This window comes from Micromonospora costi, assembly GCF_003626655.1.
GTDB lineage: Bacteria > Actinomycetota > Actinomycetes > Mycobacteriales > Micromonosporaceae > Micromonospora > Micromonospora costi.
The window spans coordinates 1021179-1047156 of the sequence record NZ_RBAN01000001.1; the positions used below are offsets into that span (position 1 = coordinate 1021179).

23 protein-coding genes are annotated in these 25978 nt (G+C 74.1%); 8 read left to right on the forward strand and 15 right to left on the reverse strand.

All coding sequences use genetic code 11. The features are described 5' to 3' along the window. Positions 1–36 precede the first annotated feature (36 nt). From D7193_RS04590 to rimP, 3 genes are read right to left on the reverse strand one after another with little or no spacing between them, the layout of a single operon-like run. Complete coding sequence (locus D7193_RS04590; RefSeq protein WP_120778074.1) at positions 37–369, reverse strand: YlxR family protein; 333 nt, start codon at positions 367–369, stop codon at positions 37–39. Between the two features lie 15 nt (positions 370–384). Beyond that, entirely contained in the window at positions 385–1428 is a 1044-nt protein-coding gene (gene nusA / locus D7193_RS04595; RefSeq protein ID WP_120778075.1) for a transcription termination factor NusA, read from the reverse strand. After that, the gene (rimP, locus tag D7193_RS04600) at positions 1425–2123 is read right to left on the reverse strand and encodes a ribosome maturation factor RimP (RefSeq protein ID WP_120779265.1); all 699 of its coding nucleotides are present in this window, start codon (positions 2121–2123) and stop codon (positions 1425–1427) included. The genes nusA and rimP overlap by 4 nt, the downstream gene beginning before the upstream one ends. A 232-nt stretch (positions 2124–2355) precedes the next feature. Here rimP and D7193_RS04605 point away from each other — a divergent pair, with 232 nt between their 5' ends. From D7193_RS04605 to D7193_RS04635, 7 genes are all read left to right on the forward strand, one after another. Continuing rightward, a complete protein-coding gene (locus D7193_RS04605) occupies positions 2356–2805 on the forward strand; it encodes a hypothetical protein (protein WP_174242587.1) in 450 nt (149 codons plus the stop codon). After that, positions 2802–3248: a ferritin-like domain-containing protein gene (locus D7193_RS04610; protein ID WP_377456399.1), complete on the forward strand. Its 447-nt coding sequence runs from the start codon at positions 2802–2804 to the stop codon at positions 3246–3248. The genes D7193_RS04605 and D7193_RS04610 overlap by 4 nt, the downstream gene beginning before the upstream one ends. Positions 3249–3326: 78 nt before the next feature. Continuing rightward, the gene (locus D7193_RS04615) at positions 3327–3917 is read left to right on the forward strand and encodes a PadR family transcriptional regulator (protein WP_174242545.1); all 591 of its coding nucleotides are present in this window, start codon (positions 3327–3329) and stop codon (positions 3915–3917) included. After that, positions 3914–4648 (forward strand): ABC transporter ATP-binding protein, encoded by a 735-nt coding sequence (locus D7193_RS04620; RefSeq protein WP_120778077.1) that lies wholly within the window; start codon positions 3914–3916, stop codon positions 4646–4648. Before D7193_RS04615 ends, D7193_RS04620 begins: the two co-directional genes overlap by 4 nt. Then, positions 4645–7455, forward strand: coding sequence for an FtsX-like permease family protein (locus tag D7193_RS04625; protein ID WP_120778078.1), 2811 nt, complete (start codon positions 4645–4647; stop codon positions 7453–7455). The genes D7193_RS04620 and D7193_RS04625 overlap by 4 nt, the downstream gene beginning before the upstream one ends. Positions 7456–7510: 55 nt before the next feature. Further along, on the forward strand, positions 7511–8011 hold the full coding sequence (locus D7193_RS04630) for a nitroreductase/quinone reductase family protein (protein ID WP_120778079.1): 501 nt from the start codon (positions 7511–7513) through the stop codon (positions 8009–8011). A gap of 135 nt (positions 8012–8146) precedes the next feature. Beyond that, positions 8147–8884: a nucleotidyltransferase domain-containing protein gene (locus D7193_RS04635; RefSeq protein WP_120779267.1), complete on the forward strand. Its 738-nt coding sequence runs from the start codon at positions 8147–8149 to the stop codon at positions 8882–8884. A gap of 238 nt (positions 8885–9122) precedes the next feature. Here D7193_RS04635 and D7193_RS04640 read toward each other — a convergent pair whose 3' ends face one another. Next, on the reverse strand, positions 9123–9839 hold the full coding sequence (locus tag D7193_RS04640) for a VIT1/CCC1 transporter family protein (protein ID WP_120778080.1): 717 nt from the start codon (positions 9837–9839) through the stop codon (positions 9123–9125). Then, positions 9836–10693 carry a type I methionyl aminopeptidase gene (gene map, locus D7193_RS04645; RefSeq protein ID WP_120778081.1) on the reverse strand — a complete coding sequence of 286 codons (858 nt, stop codon included), beginning with the start codon at positions 10691–10693 and terminating at the stop codon, positions 9836–9838. Before map ends, D7193_RS04640 begins: the two co-directional genes overlap by 4 nt. Before the next feature lie 92 nt (positions 10694–10785). On the opposite strand from map, the gene D7193_RS04650 reads away from it, so the two are divergent. Beyond that, positions 10786–11100, forward strand: coding sequence for an STAS domain-containing protein (locus D7193_RS04650; RefSeq protein WP_174242546.1), 315 nt, complete (start codon positions 10786–10788; stop codon positions 11098–11100). 21 nt (positions 11101–11121) lie between these two features. Here D7193_RS04650 and D7193_RS04655 read toward each other — a convergent pair whose 3' ends face one another. The 10 genes from D7193_RS04655 to D7193_RS04700 all read right to left on the reverse strand — a co-directional run bounded on the left by D7193_RS04655 (position 11122) and on the right by D7193_RS04700 (position 25939). Then, on the reverse strand, positions 11122–12174 hold the full coding sequence (locus tag D7193_RS04655; protein ID WP_120778083.1) for an FUSC family protein: 1053 nt from the start codon (positions 12172–12174) through the stop codon (positions 11122–11124). 61 nt (positions 12175–12235) lie between these two features. Beyond that, positions 12236–15880 (reverse strand): SpoIIE family protein phosphatase, encoded by a 3645-nt coding sequence (locus tag D7193_RS04660; RefSeq protein ID WP_120778084.1) that lies wholly within the window; start codon positions 15878–15880, stop codon positions 12236–12238. A gap of 180 nt (positions 15881–16060) precedes the next feature. Beyond that, a complete protein-coding gene (locus D7193_RS04665; protein ID WP_120778085.1) occupies positions 16061–16828 on the reverse strand; it encodes a 3-oxoacyl-ACP reductase in 768 nt (255 codons plus the stop codon). Between the two features lie 4 nt (positions 16829–16832). Then, on the reverse strand, positions 16833–18179 hold the full coding sequence (locus D7193_RS04670; protein WP_241562900.1) for an aldehyde dehydrogenase family protein: 1347 nt from the start codon (positions 18177–18179) through the stop codon (positions 16833–16835). Between the two features lie 123 nt (positions 18180–18302). After that, positions 18303–19667, reverse strand: a complete 1365-nt coding sequence (locus tag D7193_RS04675; RefSeq protein ID WP_120778087.1) for a glutamine synthetase family protein — start codon at positions 19665–19667, stop codon at positions 18303–18305. An 88-nt stretch (positions 19668–19755) separates the two neighbouring features. After that, positions 19756–21348 (reverse strand): amino acid permease, encoded by a 1593-nt coding sequence (locus D7193_RS04680; protein ID WP_120778088.1) that lies wholly within the window; start codon positions 21346–21348, stop codon positions 19756–19758. A gap of 324 nt (positions 21349–21672) precedes the next feature. Further along, a complete protein-coding gene (locus D7193_RS04685; protein ID WP_120778089.1) occupies positions 21673–22413 on the reverse strand; it encodes an MBL fold metallo-hydrolase in 741 nt (246 codons plus the stop codon). Positions 22414–22455: 42 nt separating this feature from the next. After that, the gene (locus D7193_RS04690; protein WP_120778090.1) at positions 22456–22956 is read right to left on the reverse strand and encodes a DUF456 domain-containing protein; all 501 of its coding nucleotides are present in this window, start codon (positions 22954–22956) and stop codon (positions 22456–22458) included. Beyond that, positions 22953–25118, reverse strand: a complete 2166-nt coding sequence (locus D7193_RS04695; RefSeq protein WP_120778091.1) for a putative bifunctional diguanylate cyclase/phosphodiesterase — start codon at positions 25116–25118, stop codon at positions 22953–22955. Before D7193_RS04695 ends, D7193_RS04690 begins: the two co-directional genes overlap by 4 nt. Before the next feature lie 5 nt (positions 25119–25123). Further along, on the reverse strand, positions 25124–25939 hold the full coding sequence (locus D7193_RS04700) for an SAM-dependent methyltransferase (RefSeq protein WP_120778092.1): 816 nt from the start codon (positions 25937–25939) through the stop codon (positions 25124–25126). Positions 25940–25978 lie beyond the last annotated feature (39 nt).

Genomic DNA, 25978 nt, shown 5'->3' on the forward strand with positions numbered 1-25978 from the left:
TTGAAGCCTGGTCATTTCTGCGACTTCATCGTGTGCTCATGTCGGTCGTCCTACCTTGCTAGCGACCCGCGCCCGGTCGGGTTGACCGGACGTCGTGGTTGGCGCATCGATGTGCTCCGCGAGCTCACCGTGGTCGAGGACCGCGGTGACGCGCAGCGCCCGCCCGAAGGCGCGACGCCGAACTGCCAGCGCGAAGCAGGCCGGATCCGGGTGCATGTTCGCGCCCCGACCCGGCAGTCTGCGGGCCGGATCGGGCCGGAGGCTGTAGCCAGCCTCGTCTCCGACCGCCACGACCCGCAGCAGTTCGCCGGCCGGCGCCCGCCGCCGGCAACCCACACAGGTGCGTTCCGGCCGCGCGCGTCGTGCCACTGAGAAAGTCTACCCCTAGCTGCCGGAGATCGCGCCGCCCGGCTCCGGGACGTGATCAGCTCCGCTCCGCGCGACCGGACTCGTCTGCTCGGCGTCCGAACGGATGTCGATGCGCCAACCGGTCAGACGGGCGGCCAACCGGGCATTCTGCCCTTCCCGGCCGATGGCGAGCGAGAGCTGGAAATCCGGGACGGTGACCCGGGCGGTCCGGCTCGCCAGGTCGACGACCTCGACCCGCAGGGCCTTGGCCGGCGACAACGCGTTGCCGACGAAGGTGGCCGGGTCGTCCGACCAGTCGATGATGTCGATCTTCTCACCGTGCAGCTCGCTCATCACGGCACGGACCCGCTGGCCCATCGGGCCGATGCAGGCGCCCTTGGCGTTGACGCCCGGAGCGGTCGAACGTACGGCGATCTTCGTACGGTGACCTGCCTCACGTGCGATGGCGCCGATCTCCACGGTGCCGTCGGCGATCTCCGGCACCTCGAGCGCGAAGAGCTTCTTCACCAAGGCCGGGTGGGACCGGGACAGGGTGATCTGCGGGCCGCGCAGGCCCTTGGCCACGTGCACGACCACGCACCGGATGCGCTCGCCGTGCGCGTACCGCTCACCGGGAACCTGCTCCGACTGCGGCAGCACGCCTTCCAGCTTGCCGAGGTCGACGCTCACGATGCCCTTCTCGGCACGCGCCTCGTGCGCCTGTACCACACCGGTGACCAGGTCGCCGTCGCGGCCCACGTACTCGCCGAAGTGCGCCTCGTCGGTGGCCTCCCGCAGCCGCTGGAGGATCACCTGCTTGGCCGTCATGGCGGCGATACGCCCGAAGTCGTGCGGGGTGTCGTCCCACTCCCGCACCACGGCGCCCTCGGCGTCCACCTCCTGCGCGTACACGGAGGCCGCGCCGGACTTGCGGTCGATCTCCACCCGCGCGTGCGGCTCGGCGCCCTCGGTGTGCCGGTACGCGGTCAGCAACGCGGTCTCGATCGCCGCGAGGATCGTGTCGAACGGGATCTCCCGCTCGCGCTCCAGTGCGCGCAGCGCCGCGAGGTCGATGTTCACCTCTCCTCGTCCTCCACATCATCATCGTCGTCGTCGATGTCGTCTGAATCGCCGGGCTCACCGGCGTCGTCGAACTCGTCCGCGTCCTCGATCTCGTCGAGGCGGCTGAACTCGACCTGCACCCGCCCGGGGCCCAGGTCGGCGTAGGTCCACTCCGCGCGGCCGGCGTCGGTCTCCAGCGCCACGCGCTCGTCGTCGGCCGCGGCGATCCGGCCGGTCACCTGGCGGTCGCCGGCGGGCTGCTCACCGCGCTGCCCGGGCAGGACGGCCGCGCCCCGGACGGTCACCTTGACCAGCCGGCCCACGTTGCGCCGCCAGTGCCGGGGCAGGGTGAGCGGCCGGTCCACGCCCGGCGAGCTGACCTCGAGCTGGTACTCGCCGGCCACGATGTCACCACCGGCCTCCTCCGCGGCGTCCAGCGCCGCGGAGACCGCCCGGGAGACGTCGGCCACGGCGTCCAGGTTGATCCCGCCGTCGGCGTCCACCATCACCCGCACCACGTGCCGGCGGCCGGCCCGGGAGACGGACAGGTCCTCGAGGTCGTAGCCGGCCTCGCTGACCACCGGCTCGATCACGTCCCGCAACCGGTTGCGCCGCGCCGCGAGGTCGCCACCGCGCGGCCGGTCGGTACCGCGGGCCCGCTCGCCACCGCGAGGCCGCCCCGTCGACCTGGTGGCACGGCCACGCTGCGTCATGTGCGCACCCTTCTCGTGATCGACGGCGACCCACTCGTCGCCCCATGCCGGCACGCCACCGGGGCGGACGCGCCCGGTGGCTGCGCAGAGCGTAACGCGCCTGACGACCACCCGGCCGAGCGGCGCACCGACGGCGGTGGCCCGCGTACCGCCCGACATGGTGTTGACTTGTGCGGTGGCGACAGGCACGACTGCACAGCGCACCGACGCTCCCGGGCATTCCCGGCGCGGCCTGCTGCGCGCCGGAGGGGCGTTGGCCCTCGGCGCCGCGGCGGTGCCGCTGACGGGCTGTGATCTTCTCGGCGGGGACGACGGGCCGCCACCGGCACCCGATCCGCTGCGCCCGCTGTTGGACGAGGCGCTGGCGCTCGCCGCCGGCCACCGGGACGCCGCCACGGCCCACCCGGACCTGGCCGCACAGCTCACCCCCATCGCCGACGCGCACCAGGCGCACGCCGCCGAGCTGGCCCGGATCATGGGGGTCTCCTTGCCCTCCGGCACGCCGGTGACGACCGGCGCCCCCACGACCGACCCGGACGCCACGCTCACCGACCTGCGCGGACGGGAACGGGCCGGGCGGGACGCCGCCGTCGCGGCCTGCGCCGCCGCGCCCGCCGAGCGCGCCGCCCTGGTCGGGTCGATCGCGGCCGCGCGGGCCACCCATGTGGAGGCGCTGAAGTGATCGAGCGAGTGGCACCCGCGCCCGGCGAGGCGCTCGGCGCGGCACTGACCGCCGAGTACGCGGCCATCTACGCCTACGGGCCGATCGGCGTACGGCTCAGCGGCACGGCCCGTACGGCGGCCCGGCAGGCCGAGGCCGCCCACCGGCGCCGGCGGGACGCGCTGGTGATGCAGCTCAGCACCACCGGAGCGGCGGTGCCGGCGGACCAAGCGGGGTACGCGCTGCCGTTCCCGATCACCGACCGGGCGAGCGCGCTGCGGCTCGCCGTCGAGGTCGAGGAGCGCACCGCGGCGCACTGGCGGGCGGCGCTGGCCGCCACCACGGGTGCCGACCGGGACCAGGCCCTGGACGCGCTGCTCGACTACGCGGTACGCGCCACCCGGTGGCGGAAGACGGCAGGTATGACCCCGGTCACGGTGGCCTTCCCCGGGCGTCCCACCTGAGCCTCCTGGCGGGGTAGTCCGGATCACGGGAGACGACCCCCGGTTGCGACCCGCATACCAGGTATGCATACTCCGGCCATGTCCATCCGTCACGGGCTGCTCGCCCTGCTCGAACGCGGCGAGATGTACGGCTACCAGCTCCGCGCCGCGTTCGAGGAGTCGACCGGCTCGACCTGGCCGCTGAACATCGGGCAGGTCTACACCACCCTGTCCCGCCTCGAACGGGACGGGCTGGTGCGCTCGCTTCCGGAGAGCGAGGCCGGGCAGCGCCCGTACGAGATCACCGACGCCGGCCGCGCGGACCTGGCGCTCTGGTTCGCGACCCCGGTGAGCCGGACCGACCGGCCTCGCGACGAACTGTCGATCAAGCTGGCGCTGGCGCTCACCACTCCCGGTGTCGACGTGCGGTCGGTGGTGCAGACCCAGCGTGCCGCCACCATGCGGGCGCTGCAGGAGTTGACCCGGTTGAAGTACGCGAGCGACCGCCCGGAGGACCTTCCCTGGCGGCTGGTCCTGGACGCCATGGTGTTCCAGGCCGAGGCGGAGGTGCGCTGGCTGGACCACTGCGAGACCAGCCTGGTGCGCTACCGGCCGCCCGTCCAGGACCCGCAGGCCCCGGCCCGGCCGGCCGGGGTGGTGCGACCGACCGACGAGGAGGCGCGGCGGTGAGCGGAGCGGACGACGCGGTGCTCGACCTGCGCGACGTCCACCGCACCCACGGCGTCGGCCCGGCCGCCGTGCACGCCCTGCGCGGGGTGAGCCTGACCGTCCGGGCCGGCGAGCTGGTCGCCGTCATGGGCCCCTCCGGCTCGGGCAAGTCCACCCTGCTGGCGCTCGCCGGCGGCCTCGACGGCCCCACCTCCGGCGAGGTACGCGTCGAGGGACAGCCGCTGGCCGGGCTGGACCGCCGCGGCTTGGCGCAGCTGCGCCGCCGCCGGATCGGCTACATCTTCCAGAACCTCAACCTCCTGGGCAGTCTCAGCGCGGTGGAGAACGTCGCGCTGCCGCTGGAACTCGACGGCACCGGCGTCCGCCGGGCCCGCGCGCTGGCGCTCGCCGCGCTCGCCGAGGTGGGCCTGCCCGACCTCGGCGACCGCTTCCCGGACCAACTGTCCGGCGGCCAGCAGCAGCGGGTGGCGATCGCCCGGGCGCTGGTCGGCGAGCGGCGGCTGGTGCTGGCCGACGAGCCGACCGGCGCGCTGGACTCGCAGACCGGCGAGGCCGTGCTGCACCTGCTGCGCCGCCGGGTCGACGCGGGAGCGGCCGGCCTGCTGGTCACCCACGAGGCGCGGCACGCCGGCTGGGCCGACCGGGTGGTCTTCCTGCGCGACGGCGTGCTGGTCGACTCGACGGCGCCGCTGGGCAGCGTCGAGCAGCTGCTGAGCGGCACCGGCCGGTGACGGTCCGGCCCGGTGGCGGGGTCCGGTTCCGGGCCGGCCCGGGACCGGCGGCCGGCCGGGCGGCTCCCCAGCCCGCCCCGGGCGCCTCGCGGGGCGGCCGGCGACGCGCGGCCGAGCTGGTCGGCTCGTGGCGTGCGGCGCTGCGCATCGCGCGGCGCGAGGCGCGCCGCGCCCGCGGCCGGACCGCGCTCGTCCTGGCCATGATCGCCCTGCCGGTCCTCATGCTGACGTTCGTCGCGGCCAGCTACGACATGGCGCAGCTGACCCGCCAGGAGAGCATCGACCGCCAACTGGGCGATGCCGACGCCGCGCTGCGGTGGATCAGTGACGTCCCGGTCGTCCAGGACGAGAACGGCGAGGGCTGGGTCGCGCGGGACGCCGAGCAGGTGGGCCCCGTCGTGCCCGCCACGGCCGAACAGGTCGGCGCGCTGCTCGGGCCGGGCGCCCGGGTCACCGAGGTGAAGCGGTGGGTCCCGGTCAGCGTGCGCAACGGCGACGAGGACGAGGCGATGCGGGGGCGGGTGATCGACCTCGGCGACCCGCTCGCCCTCAGCACCGTACGCATGCGCGGCGGTCGCGCCCCGGCCGGTCCCGACGAGATCGCGGCCAGCCCCGCCGCCCTCCGGCGTCTCCACGTCCGGGTCGGCGGCACGGTCACGGCCGCCGACGGCTCCCGCCGGTACCGGGTGGTCGGCGTGGTCGAGTTCCCCGACGACCTCGGCCCGGTGCTCGCGCTGCAACCGGGCTCGTTGCCGCCACCGGACGTGGGTACGGAGTCCACCTGGCTCGTCGACGTGCCCGGGCCGGTGGACGACGCCCTGATCCGCCGGCTCAACGAGCACGGCGTGGTGGTGACCGCCCGGGGCGGGCCGGAGGAGAGCCGGGTCCTCACCCTCTGGCCGGGGACGAACTCCGGCGCCGACGTGAACGAGATGGGCACCGGCGTGCTGGTCGGTGGGCTGGGCCTGCTGGAGGTGGTGCTGCTCGTCGGGCCGGCCTTCGCGGTGGGCGTACGCCGTCGTCGCCGGGACCTCGCCCTCGTCGCGGTGGCCGGCGGCGACGCGGCGCAACTGCGCCGGGTGGTCCTGGCCGACGGGGTGGTGCTCGGCTGCCTCGGGGCCGTCGCCGGCCTGGCGCTCGGTGTCGCCGCGGCCTTCGCGGCCCGCCCCCTCGTCGAGCAGTACATCTTCGGGGCCCGCTTCGGCGGCTACCGCTGCTGGCCGGTCGCCCTCGTGGTGATCGCCGGGGTCGCGGTGCTGGCCGGAGTGCTCGCGGCCCTCGCGCCGGCCTGGACCGCGGCGCGGCAGGACGTGGTCGCCGGGTTGGCAGGCCGGCGCACCCCGCCCCGCAACCGGGGCCGGTGGCTGGCGGTGGGCCTGGCCCTCGCCGCCGGCGGCGCGGCACTGGCCGCGCTCGGCGCCGCCCGGACGGCCCCGACCGTGATCCTCGTGGGGCTGATCCTCGGCGAGCTGGGCCTGGTGTTCTGCACACCGACCCTGATCGGCCTGCTCGCCCGGCTCGGCCGGCGGCTGCCGCTGGCGCCCCGGATCGCTCTGCGTGACGCCAGCCGCAACCGCGCGTCCGCGGCGCCCGCGATCTCCGCGGTCATGGCCGCCGTCGCGGCGAGCGTCGCGCTCGGCAGCTACCTGGCCAGCGAAACGGCCCGGGGCGCCCTCTCCTACCAGGCCACCATGCCGACCGGGAACCTCCAGGTGCAACAACCGCCGGACCAGCGCCCCGTTCCGCCTGCCGTGGTGGCCGAGGCCGCCCGGACCCACCTGGACGCGGACGCCGTCGCCCCGGTGCACACCCCGACCTGCGATCCGACGCGCGGCGCGACCGTGATCTGCGAGATCGTCCCGGTGCTGCCACCCGAGCGGACCTGCCCGTGGCAGCCGAGCGACGGGCTGAGCGCCGCGGACCGCCGGCAGGCCCGCGCCGACCCCCGCTGCCAGCTCCGGGCCCGGGACTACTACGGGGGGTACGTCCAGGTCATGGTGGACGACGGCGCGGCGCTGCCGATCCTCACCGGTGTGGCACCGGCGACCGCGGCGACCGCCAACGCCGTGCTGCGGGCCGGCGGCGCGGTGGTGACCGACCCCCGGTACGTGGTCCACGGCCGGGTGGCGGTCGCGGTCGACCGGGGCGACGGGGAGTCCCGGTCGACGGACGGGACGGTCAGCCTGCTGACCGCGTACGCGCCGCCGGGCGCCGTCGGCCCGGCCCGGCTGCTGCTCTCCCCCGCCGCGGCCAGCCGGCTCGGGCTGACCTGGTCGGTCAGCTCCTGGGCCGTCTCAACACCGGCGACACCCGACGAGCGGCAGCAGCGGACGTTCAGCGCCGCGCTGCGCCCGTACGGCTCCTTCTACCTGGACGTCGCGCAGGTAGGGCCGCCCGCCGAGGACGCCCCGCTGCTGCTCCTGCTCGCCGCGGCCGCCGGCCTCATCACGGTCGGCGCGGCCGGCATCGCCACCGGGCTCGCCGCCGCCGAGGGGCGCGCGGACCTGTCGACCCTCGCGGCCGTCGGGGCCAGTCCGGGCGTACGCCGGCTGCTCGCGCTCTGTCAGGCCGGGGTGATCGCCGGCCTCGGTTCGGTGCTCGGCATCGTGGCCGGCCTCGGCACGGCGGTGCTGGTGCTGTCCTCGACCAACCGCCGGTACGCGGCCAGCTGGCCGATCGAGGACCCGTACCCGTTGGTCGTCCCCTGGTCGGCGCTCGGTGTCCTGGTGCTGGTGCCGCTGGTGGCGATGCTCGGCGCCGGGCTGTTCACCCGGTCCCGCCTGCCGGTCGAGCGGCGCCTGGACTGAGCCGGGGCGCGGGCGAGGGTGTCGTCCCGGGCCGCCGACCGGCACACTGTTCCCCGTGTCCGTGCTCGGAACCATCGCCCGCCGCGTCGGCCACCACCGCTGGTTCGGCACGGCCGCCCGCCTGCTGGTCCCGGCCGACCGGGCGGTGGGGCGGCTCACCCGTGGCCGGATCGTCGCCCTCGGGCTGGCGCCGTCGCTGATCCTGACCACCACCGGCCGCCGGTCGGGCAAGCCGCGCAGCAACCCGCTGCTGTACGTGCGCGACGGCGACGCGTACGTGGTGATCGGGTCGAACTGGGGCCAGACCCACCAGCCCGGCTGGTCGATGAACCTGCTCGCCGATCCCGCCGCGGAGGTGGCCGTGAAGGGCCGGCGCATCCCGGTACGCGCCGAGGTGGCCACCGGCACCGAACGCGACCGGCTCTGGGAGCTGCTGGTGACCGCGTGGCCGGCGTACCGGGCGTACGTGCGCCGGGCCGGCGGCCGGGAGATCCGCGTCTTCCGGCTGGTGCCGGTCGGGCGCGGCGCGGCCGGTGACAGCACCCTGCGTGGCTAGGGTCTGAGTCGGAGTCCTCGGTCGAGCCGAGGCGGAGTCCAGGCGGCGACCGGCGGGCCGGGCCGGCCGGCGGCGCCCTGACGGGCGGCGCGCGCCGCGGAGACCCACGACCGTCGCGAGGCAGGAGTGGTCGGCGTGAACGCGAGCAGCGAGGACGCCGGGGTCGACCGACACCTGGCCGACCCCCGGTGGACGGTCGCCGAGCGGGTGGCCGAGGCCGCACAGCGCCGGTTCCCGGCCGACGTGCTGGCGATCGCGGTGCACGGCCCGCTGGCCCACGGCGACGACGACGGCGGCGGTGACGGCGAGCTCGGGCTGCTGGTGGTGACCTACCGGCCGGACACCGGGCCACCCGCGGCCGCGCGGCGGGTGGACGGGGTGCTCGTCGACCTGACCGTGGCCGGCGCCGACGACTACCTGCGACAGGCCCGCGCGATCGGCCCGCTGTGGCCGCTCACCGCCGACCGGTACGTCACCACCCGTCCGCTGTACGACCCGACCGGCTGGCTGCGGACCCTGCGCGACGAGCACCTCGGGCGGTTGGCCCGCGCCCGGCCCGCGGAGTTCAGCGCCGCCGCCCGGCGGGCCTGGTACCGGGGCTGGGCGGCGCACGCCCGGGCCGCCCGGCTGGCCGAGTGGTACGAGACCGACCAGGCCCTGCTCATGCTCGGCGAGGCCCGGCTCGCGGCCGCCACCGTGAACGGCCTGCTCAGCCGCACCTACTTCCGCGACCCCGGTGACGCGGTCCGGCGTACGGGGCTGGCCGGGGCGGACATGACCGAGGTGGGCGCGGTGCTGGCCCGGCAGGCCGAGGAGCTGACCGCCCGCGGCCAGCCGGTAGACGGCACAGTAGAAGACCTGCTGACAAGCTGACCTCCGCGCGGCGCCACGCCCCCGCGGCGCCACGCCCCCGCGGCGCCACGCCCCCGCGGCGCCACGCCCCCGCGGCGCCACGCCCCCGCGGCGCCACGCCCCCGCGGCGCCACCCCCCCGCGGCGCCACGCCCCCGCGGCGTCATGCCCCCGCGATCTTGCAGTTTCGGCCCTTGATATGGGGCCTTTTTCCCGGTTCGTCGGGGCAGAAAGTGCAAGATCGCGGGGGTGAGGTCGGGTCAGCCCAGGCCGCCCTGCACGCCGATCAGGACGCCCACCAGGTACGTCGCGGCGGCGGCCGCAGCGCCGAGCAGCAGCTGCCGCAGGCCGCTCGACCACCATCGGCGGTTGGTGAAGCGGGCCACCACGGCACCCGCCGCGAAGAGGCCGAGCCCGCCCACACCCAGCGCGAGCCCGAGACTCGTGAAGCCCACGAGGTACGTGATCAGCGGCACCAGCGCACCGACCGAGAAGAACAGGAACGAGGAGATGGCCGCGGCCCAGGGGCTGGGCTGGTCGTCCGGGTCGACGCCCAACTCCTCGCGGACGTGCACCCGCAGCGCCTCCTCGGGATTGCGCCGCACCGCCTCGGCCACCTGCATCGCGAGGTCCCGCGGCAGCCCGCGCGCCACCCAGGCGTCGGCCAGCTCACGGGCCTCCGCCTCGGGATGCCGCTCCAGCTCGCGGCGTTCCTTGGCCACCTCCGCAGCGACCTGCTCGTTGGCGGACCGGACGCTCGTGTACTCGCCCAGGCCCATCGAGATGGCGCCGGCCACCAGGCCCGCCGCGCCGGTGAGGACGATGCTGCGCGGCGACACCCCACCGCCGCCCACCCCGGCGATCAGGGCGATGTTGGTGACCAGACCGTCCATCGCCCCGAACACGGCCGGGCGGAGCCAGCCGCCGGAAACGTCCGCGTGGTGCGCCTCGCGCAGCGCGGCCGGGGTCTCCGTCACGGCAGGGTCAGGATCTCGTAGCCGTCGTCCGTCACCACGATGGTGTGCTCGAACTGCGCCGTCCACTTCCGGTCCTTCGTGACCACGGTCCAGCCGTCGTCCCACATGTCGTACTGGTAGGTGCCGAGGGTGATCATCGGCTCGATCGTGAACGTCATGCCCGGCTCCATGATGTCGGTGGGCCGGGGGCTGTCGTAGTGCGGCACGTAGAGGCCGCTGTGGAAGGACTCGCCGATGCCGTGGCCGGTGAAATCGCGGACCACCCCGTAGCCGAAGCGCTTGGCGTACGACTCGATGACCCGCCCGATCACGTTGATCTGCCGCCCCGGAGCGACGGCGCGGATGCCCCGCATCATCGCCTCGTGGGTCCGCTCGACCAGCAGCCGGGCCTCCTCGCTCACCTCGCCCACGCAGAACGTCGCGTCCGTGTCGCCGTGCACCCCGTCGAGGTACGCGGTCACGTCGACGTTGATGATGTCGCCGTCCTGGAGGACCGTGGAGTCCGGGATGCCGTGGCAGATCACCTCGTTGAGGCTGGTGCAGCAGGACTTCGGGAAGCCCCGGTAGCCCAGCGTCGACGGGTAGGCGCCGTGGTCGCAGAGGAACTCGTGGACCACCCGGTCGATCTCGTCGGTGGTCACGCCCGGCTTGCAGTGCTCCCCGGCGAGCTGGGTGGCCTGCGCGGCGAGCCGGCCGGCGACCCGCATCTTCTCGATGGTCTCCGGCGTCTGCACGTGCGACCCGCGCCACTCCTTGGGGCCCGCCTTACCCACGTACTCGGGACGGGGAATGTGGGCGGGCACGGCGCGCCACGGGGAGAGCGTGCCCGGGGTCAGGGGTGCACGGACGGTCATGGGTTCAGCCTATCGCCGCGACACGGACGCGCTCACCCACGGCCCGGCCCGGCGATGTTGCCCCACCTGTCCCGTTGTGCCATGGTGTCTCCGTGGATCAAGGGGCTGCCCCGCCCGTCTTCTCCGCCACCGCGGAGCTCGACGGTCACCACCTCCGCGTGGTGGTGGCCGGCGAGGTCGACATGGCCACGGCCGACACGATGTTCCAGACCGCTCTCCGGGAACCGGCGGAGCGGGTGACGCTCGACCTGCGCGCGGTCACGTTCTTCGACTCCGCGGCGATCCACGCGCTGGTCCAGCTGGCCCGGCGTCTCCCGGGCACCCTCACGGTGCTGCCGTCCCGGCAGGTCCGCCGCGTGCTGGACGTCTCCGGCCTGGGCGAGCAGCCCTGGTTGCGCCCCGCCTGACCCACCCCGGCGGCGCCCGGCCTAGGCCAAACCCCCCATAGAGGGCGGCAGGGGTGGGCCGGCTTCCGGCCGTCCATGATCCGGGGCGCGGTGCTGGTCCGCTGGTTCCCCCGCGGTGTCCGGGGCGAGGCTACAACGCAGCGCCTCGGCGTCGCGCTTGCTCACCCCGCCAGCCCGGATCGTGTTCACCGCGATGATGGTGACGTCGTTCGCCACGTTGATGCCGCTGACGCGCAGGCCGCGGCTCTGCAACAGGGACCGCATCATCAGCCTGACCCCACGCCGCCAACCCTGCAAGGAACTGCGGTTGTGCCACCTCAGCGGCGAGATACGCACGACCTCGACGGCGGCCGACAGCGCGGTCTCCACGTCCGACGTGTCGATATGGCGCAGCGCGTCGAGGACCTGCTTGGCCAGCTCTGCATCCCGCGTCCGGGCAGCGTGGGCGAGCCGTTCCAGCTCGGTGGCTGTCTGGTTGAGCAGGGGCCGGGCGGCCCGCCGGATGCGGTAGATCGGGTGCAGGGGCAGCACCACGACCGAGACCAGGATGCCCACCACCCCACCGACGACGCCGTCGAGGAAGCGGGGCAGCGCGACGCCGGTGCTGGCGGGGAAGAGCACGGCGATCACCATCGCACTGCCGCCCACCTGGGTGATGAACGAACCCTCGCCGCTGAGGAAGACGGCGAAGAGGATGGAGACGGCCACGATGGCGCCGATCTGCACGTATCCGCGTCCGAGCCAGGAGACCAGCAGGTCGCCCAGGGTGATGCCCACCGCCACGCCGGCGATCAGCAGCAGTGTGCGGCGGAAGCGCTGGCTCACCGAACTGGCGATGGTGCCGACCGCGACGGCAGGCGCGAACAGCGGCTGCGGGTTGTTGACCAGGTCCTTCGCGACCCACCAGGCGACGGCGGCGGCCACCCCGCACTGCACCGCCACGAGCACGCTCAGCCGCAGTCGCAGCAGCCGCTCTCGGACAGTGGCCCGGCCGGTGCGACGCATCGCCGCCCATGCCGCACCGACCGGGTCGTGGTCGCTGCGCCGAGAGCCGCGGAACGACTCACGGCCCATGAGACGATCCTAGTGGTTTCGCCCCATTCGGGCCGCTTTACCGCCGTCCTCCCAGGACCGGTCAGTCCCGGTTGGCCAGCCGGCGGCGCAGCGTCAGCTCGGTGCCGTTCGCGGTACGTGACACGTTCATCTCCCCGAGCGCCTGGATCAGTGCCAGCCCGCGCCCCCGGAAGCTCGACCCGCTGGACTCCCGCCAGCGCCCGCTGTCCCGGATAGTCGCGGTGACCGTACGGTCGGCGATGGTGACCTCGACCTCGATCGTCGGCTCGCTCGGGGCGATCGGGTGTTCGATGGCGTTGGCGGCGGCCTCGGAGATCGCGACCGTGAGGTCGAACAGGTCCGTCTCGCCGACCCCGTGCGCCACGAGGAAGTCCTCCAGACGCTTGCGCAGCACGCTGAGGCGGGTGGGGTCGGCCGGCAGCCGCAGGCTGAACCGGTGCGGCTCGGCAGCCTCCAGCGCGAGCACCGCCACGTCGTCGCGGCGGGGTCTGCCCGCCACCCGTCCCACCACCGTGTCGATGAGGTCGGCCACGTGCTCGCCGGGGGTCGCCGCGTCCGTACGCAGCCGCGCCAGCGCCTCGTCGATGCCGAGCTGCCGGTCCTCGATGAGCCCGTCGGTGTAGAGCAGCAGCCGGCTGCCTGTGGGCAGCGTCGCCTCGACCGTGCGGTACGAGGTGCCCGGCACGGCGCCGACCGGCGGCCCCTGGGCGCGGTCGTGCAGGAACGCCACGTCGCCGCCGCGGACCAGCAGCGGGGACGGGTGGCCGGCGCTGGCGTAGCGCAGCCGCCCGGTGCCGGGGTGGAAGATCAGGCAGACGACCGTCGCGAAGGAGCGGCGCTCGGTCAGGCCGACCAGCCGGTTCAGCCGGGTCAGCGACTCACCCGGGTCGAAACCCTCCAGCAGGTACGCCCGCAGCGCGTTGCGCAGCTGGCCCATGGCGGCGGCCGCCTGCACTCCCTTGCCGACCACGTCGCCGATGACCAGCACCAGCTCCCGCTCGTCGAGCACGATGGCGTCGTACCAGTCCCCGCCCACCTCGACGTCGGCGCTGCCCGGCAGGTAGCGGCTCGCGACGACGGCGCCGGGCAGCTGCGGCAGGGACCGGGGTAGCAGGCTGTGCTGCAACGTGGTGGCGATCCGGTGCTCGGCCTCGTAGAGCTGGGCGTTCTCCAGCCGCACCCCGACGAGCCGGGCCAGCTCGGTGAGCGCGGCGGCGTCGGTCTCCGCGCCGTCCCCTTCCGCCCGCCACACGCGCAGCTCGCCCAACTGCTCGCCGCCCGTGCCGGTGAGCGCGAGGACGTACGACGGGTCCGCCTTGCTGCTGCCCCCGGCGTCCGCCTCGGCACGCGCGCCGCTCGCGGTGACCACCACCCGGGCGGCCTCCACGAGGCTGAGCGCGTGCCGGGCGGCGACGCGGAGCACGTCTGAGGTCGCCCGGGCGGTGTTCACGGCCACCGCCGCGTCGGCGAGCGCGCGGAGCCGGCGGATGATCTGCCCGCGCAGCTGGCCCAGCTCGACGTTGGCCCGCACGCGGGCGATCAGCTCCTGGCCCGAGAAGGGCTTGGTGAGGTAGTCGTCGGCGCCGACCGACAGGCCGGCGACCGCCTCGGCCGAGCCGGCGCGGGCCGAGAGCAGCACGATCGGCACGTACCGGGTACGGGGATCGGCGCGCAGTGCGGCGACCAGCCCGAACCCGTCCAGCCGGGGCATCATCACGTCGGTGAGCACGAGGTCGAACGAGCCGGCCACCGCCAGCCGCAGCGCCTCCAGCCCGTCGGCGGCGGTGACCACCTCCCAAGTCGGGGAGAGCAGCCGGACGACGTGTTCACGCAGGTCGGCGTTGTCGTCCACGACCAGGATCCGGCCGGCCGGCGCGGCGGGTCGGACCGGGCCGCGGACGGCCTCCGCGCCGTCGGTCCAGAGCGCCGTCTCCGCCACGAAGAGCGGCGCCTGTGCCAGCTCGGCGACGGCCGGCCCGGCCTCGACCACCCGGTCCGCCGGCAGGTGGGCCGAGCCGAACGGCACGGTCACGGTGAAGGTGCTGCCCTCGTCGACCCGGCTGGTCACCCCGGCCTCGCCACCGTGCATCCCGGCCAGCTCGCGGACCAGCGCCAGGCCGATCCCGGTGCCCTCGTGGGTACGGGCGCGCGTGCCCGGCACCCGGTGGAACCGCTCGAAGACGTGCGGCAGCTCGTCCGCGGCGATGCCCACACCGGTGTCGGCGACCTCGAGCCGGGCCGTCCCGCCCGCTGTCCGGATCCGCACCCGGATCTCGCCGTCGAAGGTGAACTTCACCGCGTTCGACAGCAGGTTGAGGACGATCTTCTCCCACATGTCGCGGTCGACGAAGACCGGCGCGGGCAGTGGCGGGCAGTCGACCACCAGCCGCAGCCCGGCCCGCTCGATCGCCGAGCGGAACGTGCTCGCCAGCCGGGACGTGTAGTCGGCCAGGTCGGTGGGCTGGTAGCGGGCGGAAAGCCGGCCGGACTCGATGCGTGAGAAGTCGAGCACCGTGTTGACCAGCTTGAGCAGGCGCAGCGCGTTGCGGTGCATCACCGTGAGCCGGTCGGTGTACGGGGGCGGCAGCGCGGGGTCGGCGAGCAGCTCCTCCAGCGGACCGAGCACGAGGGTGAGCGGCGTACGGAACTCGTGGCTCACGTTGGCGAAGAAGGTCGTCTTGGCGCGGTCGAGCGCGGCCAGCGCGGCGGCCCGGTCGCGCTCCTGCTCGTACGCCCGCTGCTTGTCCACCGCCCGGGAGATCTGGGCCGCGACCAGGTCCAGGAAGTTCCGGTACTCGTCGGTGAACGGCAGCAGGCGCGCCCGGCCCACGACGAGCGCCCCGACGGTCCGGTTCGTCGCGGTGATCGGCAGGACCAGAGCCTCGTCGGCCAGCGTGGCCGGCACCGGGTCGAACAGGTCGGCGACGTCCACCGTGACGGGGCCGTCGGCCACCCGGTCGAGCATCCCCGGCGGCACGGCGGGGGGCGTCACCCCACTGGATCCCGCCAGGGTGAGGCGCTCCCCGTCGTCCCGCAGCCAGATCTGGGCGAACGGCACGTCCGCCCGGTGCCGGTCGAGCACCGCGGCGGCGGCCCGGCCCAGTTCGGTGGCGGTGCCCACGTCGGCCAGCTCGGAGCCGAGCTCGGCCAGCGCCCGCAGCCGGCGCTCGCCGAGCACCCGGCCGGTGGTCTCGTTCACGATGCAGAAGACGCCACGCACCGTGCCGTCGTCGCTCCGGATCGGGTCGTACGAGACGTCGAACCACGTCTGCTCCACGAAGCCGTGCCGGTCGAGCAGGAACGGGTGGTCCTCGGCCCGGTACGAGCGTCCCGTCCGCCGTACCCCCTCCAGCAGCGGCCCGAGCACGTCCCACGTCTCGGCCCAGTACGACCGGGCCGGCCGGCAGAGCGCGTCCGGATGCTTGCTGCCGATCGTCGGCCGGTAGGCGTCGTTGTAGAAGGCGAGCTGCTCGTCGTCCCAGAACATGACGATCTGCGCGCTGGAGGCGAGCATCATGCCGACGGCGCCCGTCAGCGCGGCAGGCCAGCGGTCCGGCGTGCCCACCGTCGTCCCGGACCAGTCGAAGGCGGCCAGGCGGCGACCCATCTCTCCTCCGGCGGAAAAAGCCGAGGCCAGCGGCGGGGAAAGCTCCCCGCCGCCGGCCCGGATTTCTCCCGCGTCCGCGCCCCCCAGCGCCGAACTCATGCAGCCTCCCGGTCCGGCCCGTTCCCGCGGCCGATGATCTCCACCTGCCGTGTCCCGACCTGTACCCAGGCGGAGCCGCAACGTAACGCATGGGGGCTGCGTGACGCTTCTTAGAGCCTCGACCTTCGACCCGCCCGGGCGTCCCGGGCCGCCCGTGATCGGGAGGGGAACGGGCCGGCGTCAGAGCGGGGTGACGTAGGCGGACGTGATCCCGCCGTCCACCACGAACTGGGCGGCGGTCACGAACGACGCGTCGTCGCTCGCCAGGAACGCCACCGCCGCCGCGATTTCCTCCGCCCGGCCGAACCGGCCCATCGGCACGTGCACAAGCCGCCGGGCGGCGCGTTCCGGGTCGGCGGCGAAGAGTTCGAGCAGCAACGGGGTGGCGACCGGCCCGGGACAGAGGGCGTTCACCCGGATCCCCTCCCGGGCGAACTGCACCCCCAGCTCGCGGGTCATGGCGAGCACGCCGCCCTTGCTCGCGGTGTACGCGATCTGCGAGGTGGCCGCGCCCATGAGCGCCACGAACGAGGCCGTGTTGATGATCGATCCGCGGCCCTGCCGGCGCATGTGCGGGATCACGTACTTGCAGCAGAGGTAGACGCTCGTCGTGTTGACCCGCAGCACCCGCTCCCACGCGTCCAGCCCGGTCTCCAGGATCGAGTCGTCGTCGGGCGGGGAGATACCGGCGTTGTTGAATGCCACGTCCACCCGGCCGTGCCGCTCGACCACCCCGTCGAACAGGTCCCGGACGGCCGTCTCGTCCGCCACGTCGGCGGCTACGAACTCGCCACCCACCTCCTTCGCGGCCCGTCCGCCCGTCTCCGCGTCGACGTCCACACAGACCACCCGGGCGCCCTCCGCGGCGAACCGCCGCGCCGTGGCCAGCCCGATCCCGCTGCCCGCACCGGTGACCACCGTCACCCGGTCCCGCAACCGACCCTCCACCTGATCACTCCTCCGTCGCGATGAACACGTTCTTGACGTCGGTGAAGGCGTGCAGCGCGTCGGGGCCCAGCTCGCGGCCGAGCCCCGAGCGCTTCATGCCACCGAACGGCGTCCAGTAGCGCACCGAGGAGTGCGAGTTGACGCTCAGGTTGCCGGACTCGACGGCTCGCGCGACCCGCAGCGCCCGGCCGACGTCCCGCGTCCAGATCGAGCCGGAGAGGCCGTAGTCGGTGTCGTTGGCGAGGCGGATCGCGTCCGCCTCGTCGTCGAACGGCAGCACCGAGACCACCGGGCCGAAGATCTCCTCACGCCAGTGCCGGTCGGCCGGGGAGCCGGCGAGCAGCACGGTCGGGGCGTACCAGAAGCCGGGGCCGTCCGGGCGGGCGCCGGTGAACGCCACCGCGGCGGCGTCGACGTAACCGGCCACCCGGTCGCGCTGGGCCGCCGAGATCAGCGGGCCCATCTCGGCCGTCTCCCGGGCCGGGTCCTCGACCCGGAACGCGCGCACCGCCGGTTCGAGCAGTTCCAGGAACCGGTCGTGGACGGAGCGCTGGACCAGGATCCGGGAGCGGGCGCAGCAGTCCTGGCCGGCGTTGTCGAAGACGGCGTACGGCGCGGTGGCCGCCGCCTTCGCGAGGTCGGCGTCGGCGAAGACCACGTTCGCGGACTTGCCGCCCAGCTCCAGCGTGACCCGTTTCACCTGCGCCGCGCAGCCGGCCATGATCCGGGTGCCGACCTCGGTGGAGCCGGTGAAGCAGATCTTGCGTACGGCCGGATGGTTCACGAGCCGCTCGCCCACCACGGCGCCCTCGCCGGGCAGCACGGTGAACACCCCGTCGGGCAGGCCCGCCTCCCGGCCCAGCTCGGCCAGGCGCAGCGCGGTGAGCGGCGTCAGCTCGGCCGGCTTGAGCACCACGGTGTTGCCGGCGGCCAGTGCCGGGGCGAAACCCCAGGCGGCGATCGGCATCGGGAAGTTCCACGGCACGATGACGCCCACCACGCCGAGCGGTTCGTGGACGGTGACGTCCAGGCCGCCGGGCACCGGGATCTGCCGGCCGGTGAGCCGTTCGGGCGCGCCGGCGTAGTAGTCGAGCACGTCCCGGACGTTGCCGGCCTCCCAGCGGGCGTTGCCGACGGTGTGCCCGCTGTTGCGCACCTCGAGCTGGGCCAGCTCCTCGACGTGCGCGTCGACCAGGGCCGCGAACCGGCGTAGCAGCCGCGCCCGCTCCCCCGGCGCCACCCACCGCCACCGCTCGTACGCCGCCGCGGCCCGCGCGACGGCCGCGTCGACCTCGCCGGGCGCGGTCTCGGGCACCTCGGCGAAGACCGCTCCGGTCGCCGGGTTCCGCACGTCCGTCACGCGCCCCGCCCCTCTCCGTCGATCATGCAGTTGTGGTGCCCCGCAGAAGCCGTGAACCACCGCAGTCCGGGCACCACACGTGCATGATCGACGGGGTGCGGCGGCGGGGGCGGGTCACAGGCGTTCGAAGCCACGGGTCAGCTCCCAGTCCGTCACGGCGGCGTCGAAGGCGGCGAGTTCGACGCGGGCCTGGTTGGCGTAGTGCGCGACCACCTCGTCGCCGAAGGCGTCCCGGGCGACCGCGGAGCCCTCCCACAGCGTCAGGGCGTCGCGGAGCGTGCCGGGCACCCGCTCGGCGGAGGGGTCGTCGTACGCGTTGCCGGTGCACTCCTCGTCGAGGTCCAGCTCCTGCTCGATGCCGTGCACCGCGCCTGCGACCAGGGCGGCGATGGCGAGGTACGGGTTGACGTCCGCGCCCGGCACCCGGTTCTCCACGCGCAGGCCGGGCCCGTGCCCGACCAGGCGCAGCGCGCAGGTGCGGTTGTCGGTGCCCCAGCGCAGCGCGGTCGGCGCGAACGACCCCGGCTGGTAGCGCTTGTACGAGTTGATGTTCGGGGCGAAGAGCAGGCTGAACTCCCGCATGGTGGCGAGCAGGCCGGCGAGCACCTGGCGCCCGGTCACGCTCAGCCGCGCGGGCCCGTCACCGAGCAGCGCCGGGTGTCCGTCCACGTCCCGCAGGGAGAAGTGGATGTGGCAGCTGTTGCCCTCGCGCGCGTTCGGCTTGGCCATGAAGGTGATCGACATGCCCTCCTGGGCGGCGATCTCCTTCGCGCCGTTCTTGTAGATGACGTGGTGGTCGGCGCAGGCCACCGCCTCGTCGTACCGGAAGGCGATCTCGTGCTGCCCGAGGTTGCACTCGCCCTTGGCGCTCTCCGGGGTGAGCCCCGCGCCGGCCATCTCGGTGCGGATCCGGCGCAGCAGCGGCTCGACCCGGGCGGTGCCGAGCAGCGAGTAGTCCACGTTGTACTGGTTGGCCGGCGTCAGCTCCCGGTAGCCGCGCCGCCAGGCGTCCTCGTACGAGTCGCGGTACAGCACGAACTCCAGTTCGGTGCCCGCGTACGCGGTGAGCCCGTGCCCGGCCAGCCGGTCGAGTTGGTGACGGAGGATCTGCCGGGGCGAGGCGACCACCGGGCCGGAGCCGTCGAGCCACTCCAGGTCGGCCAGGAGCATGGCGGTGCCCGGTTGCCAGGGCACGCGGCGCAGCGTGCCCAGGTCGGGCTTCATGGCGAAGTCGCCGTAGCCCCGCTCCCAGCTCGACATGGCGTACCCGTCGACGGTGTTCATGTCCACGTCCACGGCGAGCAGGTAGTTGCAGCCCTCGCTGCCGTGCGCCACCACCTCGTCGAGGAAGTAGGGCGCGTGGAACCGCTTGCCCTGCAGGCGGCCCTGCATGTCCACGAGCGCCAGCACCACGGTGTCGATCTCGTGCTCCGCGACGGCGACCCGGAGCTGTTCGAGCGTGAGCGGGGCTTTCCTCATGGGCGGGCCTCCATCACCAAGGTCTACTGGCTGAACCGGATCACCGTCAATGCCCCGGACGGGCCGGCCGGGAAACCGGCCGGCCCGCTCAGGCCCGTTCGTCGACCGGCGCGCCGTCGGACGCCGCCCGCTGCCCGGGCAGGTCGACGGTGCGGCGGGGGCCGGTGAACCACTTCCGGGCCGAGGCGTACCACCAGACGGCGACGCCGAGCAGCACCCCGCCCACCGCGATCGGCGCGTAGTTCACGGCCGACCAGCTGAAGTCGGCGTGGCCCGGCACACCGGCGGGCACGATCGGCAGCACGAAGTAGATCGAGATGACCGCGATCTCGATCACCGCGATCCAACCGAGAACCTTGTAACGGCGGCCGAGCGTCCACGGGCCCGGGGTGAACCGGTCGCCCATCCGCAGCCGCAGCGCGATGGGGATCACGAACGACAGGTAGAGCCCGATCACCGCGACCGAGACGACCGCGTAGAAGGCGACCGGGATGCCGGCCGGGCTCTCGTAGAGGGCGGGCAGGGTCAGCACGAGGCCGGCGAGCGTCGCGCCGACGATGGCGTTGGCCGGGGTGCCGTTGCGGTCGACCCGGGACCAGAGCCGCCAGCCCGGCACCGCCCGGTCCCGGCTGAACGCGTACGCCATGCGGCTCATCGAGGTCACGCAGCTCATCCCGCAGAAGAACTGCCCGATGGTGGAGATGATGATGACGGCCTTGAAGAAGAACGGCGTGAGCGCGGACTCGAAGATCGCGCCGGAGAAGCCGCCCGCCGCGTTGATCGCCTCCACGTCGGTGGCCGCGAACAGGAAGGCGAGCAGCAGCACCCAGCCGCCGATCGCCGAGTAGAAGATGGACTGCCACAGGCCCCGCGCGGCGGCCTGGGACGCGCCGCGGGTCTCCTCGGACACGTGCGCACAGGCGTCGAAGCCGGTGATCGTGTACTGGGTCAGCAGGAAGCCCAGGGGCAGCACGTACAGCCAGAACGTCACACCGCCGGTGTCGCCGTCGCCGAAGCCGGAGTTGTTGAACCGCTCGGTGAACACGAACTGGAAGCTCTGGTGGTCGTCCGGAACGAGGAGCAGGATGGCCACCACCGCGGTCGCGCCGGCCACATGCCACCAGACCGAGACGTTCTGGAGTACGTCGATGATCCGGTGCCCGAAGATGTTGATGAGCCCGTGCAGCACCAGGATGATCACGAAGAGCACGAAGACCTGCCGCAGCGTCCCGTCCCAGCCGTCGACGAGCGCCGACAGCGTGAGGTTCAGGAACGTGGCGCAGCCGTAGTCCACCGACGCGGTGACCGCGATCAGGCCGATCAGGTTGAGCCAGCCGGTGAACCACCCGTGCACCGGGCGGCCCATCGTGGCCGCCCACCAGTAGATGCCGCCGGCCGTCGGGTACGCCGACACGAGTTCGGCCAGGCAGAACCCGATGATGAGGATGAACAGCGAGATCAGCGGCCAGCCCCAGGAGATGGCGACCGGCCCGCCGTTGTTCCACGCCTGGCCGAACGTGGTGAAGCACCCGGCCAGGATCGAGATGATCGAGAACGAGATCGCGAAGTTGGAGAAGCCGCTCCACTTGCGGCGCAGCTCCTGCTTGTAGCCGAGTTCGGCGAGCCGTCGGGCGTCGTCGTCCATCGGTTGCTCGGCGGTCGGCGCGGGCGTCGTGGCCACTGCACACCTCCTCGAGGCGGAACCCCCGTACGAGTGGGCAAAGTGTCGTCCCGTCGATCAAGAGCGTCAATACGTCACGGGCGGGAATTCCACCGCCGTCCGGGCTAATTCCGTTGCCCGACCCGGGCCCCGCGACGCATCCTTGAGCCGGTGACCAGGCCCGATCGCGACGGGCCGACGCCGGGCGCTCGGCAGGAGCCCGGCCCGCGCCGGCGCGGGGTGCCCACCTCTCTCTCACCCGTACGGCGATCCGCCGTACCCACAGGGCACCCCACGCCGGCGCCCCACCGCGCGGCCGTCCCCCCGGCCCGGGTGGGGCCACCGTCAGACCGACAGCACCAGGCCCGGTTCGGCGACGTCGACCGGGCCGGCGTACACCTGCCGCGCCGCGTCGACCGCGGCGGCGGGATCCGTTCCCGGCCAGAGGTGCGTCAACAGCACCCGGCGCGCCCGCGCGGTCGAGGCGTACCGGCCGACCTCGACGGCGCTGGAGAGGTTCCCCTCGTGCCGCTCGGGGATGGTGTCGACGTAGGTCGCCTCGGCGACCAGCAGGTCGGCGTCCCTCGCCATCTCGACCAGGTCGGGGCTCGTCCCGGTGTCTCCGGTGTAGGCGAGCACTTCGGTGCCGCCGGTGAGGCGGGCGCCCGCGTTCGGCACCCAGTGCGGCAGTCGCCACGTGTCCACCCGGAACGGCCCGGCGTCGAACGACTCCCCGGGTGTGAAGGCGGACAGCCGGTACGCGTCGTCGACCAGACCCGCCTCGTCGATGGCGAGCAGGCGGTCCAGGCTGCCGGCGGGGGCGTACACGGGCAGCGGCGGGCCGGACCGGTCGGCCAGCACCCGGGCCCGCAGCAACGGTTGCAGGTCGGCGCAGTGGTCCGGGTGACCGTGGCTGACGTAGACCGCGTCGACCTGCGCGGCGGCGACGTGTGACAGCAATGGTTGCAGCGTGGCGTAGCCGGGGTCGATCAGCAGGCGGAAGTCGTCGTGCTCGACGAGGAACCCGGAGCAGGCCTGGGTCGCGGACGGCCACGCGCCGAGCCCACCGAGGACGGTGATGCGCACGTCCTGACCCTAGCCGCCGTGCGGCGCCGGCTCCGGTCGCCCTCAGGTCAGCAGCAGCCCGGCCACCCAGAGCGCGGCGATCACGAGGCCGGCCGCGAACTCCAGCAGCATCGACAGGCCGGCCGCCTTCAGCGCCTGGACGGTCGCGGGCCACGCGAGGCGGTTGTCGCCGAGCCGCAGCCGCTCGGCGGCCCACACCCCGCCGACGAAGCCGATCACCAGGCCGACCACCGGGATGACGAAGAAGCCGACCAGCCCCAGCACGCCCCCGGCCAGCAGCGAGGACGTGGGCACCCCGGTGCGTTTCAGGTTCCGCCCCGGCCACAGGTACTTGACCACGGTGCCGCCCACGGCGACCAGCGTCGCGGCGGCCAGCACGGCCCACCGGCCCCCGCCCGCGCCTCCGAACACCGCCCAGACCAGCACCCCGCCCCAGCACAGCGGCAGCGCCGGCAGGCCGGGCACCACCACGCCGGCCAGCCCGGCCAGGATCGCGAGGGCGGCCACCACCGTGACCAGCGCCCCGGTGTCGGTGACGCTCACGTCGCCTCCCCGGCGGACAGTCGGTCGGCGATCTCGCGGGCCGGGGCCGGCGCGCCGAAGAAGCGGCCCTGCCCGGTGTCGCAGCGCAGCGCCCGCAGCCGCTCGGCCTGCACGCCGGTCTCCACCGCCTCGGCCGTCACCCACAGCTCCAGCGCGTGCGCCAGCCGGACCAGCGCGTCCACGATCCGCTCGTCCCGGTGGTCGGCCACCGCCGCCGGATCGTCGCCGCGGATGCCCTCCACGAACGGGCCGGCGAGCTTCAGGCAGTGGATCGGCAGCCGCCGCAGGTAGGCGAGGTTCGAGTAGCCGGTGCCGAAATCGTCGATGGCCAACCGTACGCCGAGCGCCGCCAGCCGGTGCAGCGACCGCAGCGGCTCCCCGGCCGTGCCCATCACGGCGCTCTCGGTCAGTTCGAGCTGGAGCAGTCCCGCGGGAAGGCCGGTGCTGGTCAGCGCGTCCGAGACGGTCTCGACGATGCCCGGGTCGTCGGCCTGCCGGGCGGCCAGGTTGACGCTGACCACCAGTTGGGCGTCCGGGAACCGCCGTCGCCACTCCTCGGCGTCGCGGCAAGCCTGCCGGAGCACCCACTCCCCGAGCCGGACGATCAGCCCGGTCTCCTCGGCCAGCGCGATGAACCGGTCCGGCCCGAGCAGACCCAGCTCGGGATGCTGCCAGCGGACCAGCGCCTCGACGGCGACCATCCGCCCCTCCAGCAGCGACACGATCGGCTGGTAGCGCACCACGAACTCGCCCCGGTCCAGCGCGGACGGCAGCGTGGCGGCCAGCGACGAGCGGGCGATGTCGCGGGCGCCGCGCTCCGGGTCGTAGACGGCCCAGCGGCCGCGCCCCTCCCCCTTCGCCCAGTACAGCGTGGTGTCGGCGGCCTTCATCAGCTCGGACGCGCTGGTCTCGCCGGCCGGGCACTCGACGACGCCGACGCTCGCCGAGACGGTGAGCTGCTGGCCGCCGACCGGCACCGGCGTGGCGACCGCGGCCAGCGCCGCCTTCGCCACGGAAACCGCGTCGTCGAGCCCGTCCCCGCCGTCGACGAGGATGACGAACTCGTCACCGCCCATCCGGGCCACGAGGTGGCCGTGGTCGGCGACGGAGTCGGCGAGCCGCCGGGCGATCACGACGAGCAGCCGGTCGCCGAGGTCGTGCCCGAGGCTGTCGTTGATCGCCTTGAAGCCGTCCAGGTCGAGGAAGCAGACGCCCACCCGCTGGCCGGGGCCGGCCGTGTCGAGGACCCGGCCCAGCGTCTCGAAGAAGAGGGTCCGGTTGGGCAGCCCGGTGAGCGGGTCGTGCAGCGCCTGGAAACGCAGCCGCTGCTGCAGCTCGTACCGCTCGGTGATGTCCTCGATCATGGCGACCGTGAACCGTGGCCGGCCGTCGGCGTGCCGGATCAGGGAGACCGCGAGGTCGGTCCAGAGGCTCGTGCCGTCCTTGCGGTGGTAGCGCTTCTCCACGCGGACCGAGTCGTGCCTGCCCTCGATCAGCTCCTGGTACAGCTCCCACATCCCCGCGGCGTCGTCGGTGTGGAAGAGAGAACCGACGTTGACCCCGCGCAGTTCCTCGGCCGTGTACCCGAGCATGTCGGCGAACGACTGGTTCACCTCGATGATCTGCCCGTCGACGCCGGCGACGCCGATCCCGATCGCGGCTCCCGTGAAGACCGCCCGGAACCGGGCCTCGCTGTCGCGCAGCGCCTGCTCCACCTCGTCGCGCGCCTGCCACGCCGATCGGGCGATGCGTTCCTGCTGGGCGAACGTGCGGTCGCGCAGCGCGCGGGCGAAACCGGCCGCCAGCGCGCCCTGCGACGCGGCGACCCGCTCCGCCGCTTCCGCCGGGTGAGCCCCGCCGGGCAGCACCCGGTCGACGAAGCTCTCACCGAGGGCGCGCACCGACCACTCCAGCATCCCCGGCTCGGTCAGGTGCGCGTCCACCATGGCCCGGCCGACGTCGCCGGCCGGGCCGGCGGAGAAGGGCTCGGCGCGCAGCGCCCGCGCCAGCCGCTCGGTGTACGCCAGCAGCAGGCGCTCGGTCTCGGCCGCGCCGTGCGGCACGAAGCCGAGGCGGCGCAGCGCGCGGGCCCACTCGGCGGCGTACGCCTGCGCGCCGGCCCGGCTCACCTCGGCCCCGGCGGGGTCCGGGACGGCGGCCATGTCGGTCAGCCGGCGACGGGCCGGTCGTTCCGCGCCACCCCGCCGAAGGCGCCGAACCGCTCCGGGTGCTCGTCCACGTCGGACGCTGAGTCGGGGCGCCACAACGGCATGTGTACGACGCCCGGATCCAGGATCGTCCAGTCGCCGAAGAAGTCGGTGATCTCGGCGCGGGACCGCAGCGTGATCTCCGTGGCGGTACGCGCCGACAGCCGCTGCGCGTCGAGCATCTCCTGGGGCTGGTCCTCGAACGTGGAGTGGGAGATGACCAGGTGGCTGCCCGGCGCCGCGGCGGCGCGCAGGGTGGCCAGGATCTCGGCGGGCTTGTCGGCGTCCGGGACGAAGTGCACGACACCGGCGAGCAGGATGCCGACCGGCCGGTCGAGGTCGAGCAGGCCCCGCGCCTCGGCGAGGATCCGCTGCGGCTCACGCAGGTCGGCGTGGACCACGGCGGTCAGGTCGTTGCCGGCGAGCAGTTCGCGGCTGTGCGCCACCGCCACCGGGTCGATGTCCACGTAGACCACCCGGGCCCGCGGGTCGGCGGCCTGCGCCACCTCGTGCACGTTGCCCACGGTCGGGATGCCCGAGCCGATGTCGAGGAACTGGTCGACGCCGGCGTCCAGGAGCACCCGTACGGCCCGGCGCAGGAACTCCCGGCCGGCACGCATCGTCGCCGGCAGGTGGGGCGTCATGCTCGCGATCTGCTCGGCGAGCTGCCGGTCGATCTCGAAGTTGTGGGCACCGCCCAGGAAGTAGTCGTAGACCCGGGCGGCGCTCGGCCGGGTCAGGTCGATCTCGGTCGGAAGGCCGTCCGGCATCTGCAAGCTCCCCAGTTCGTCGCCGCGCGGCGGGACGGAGCCGGT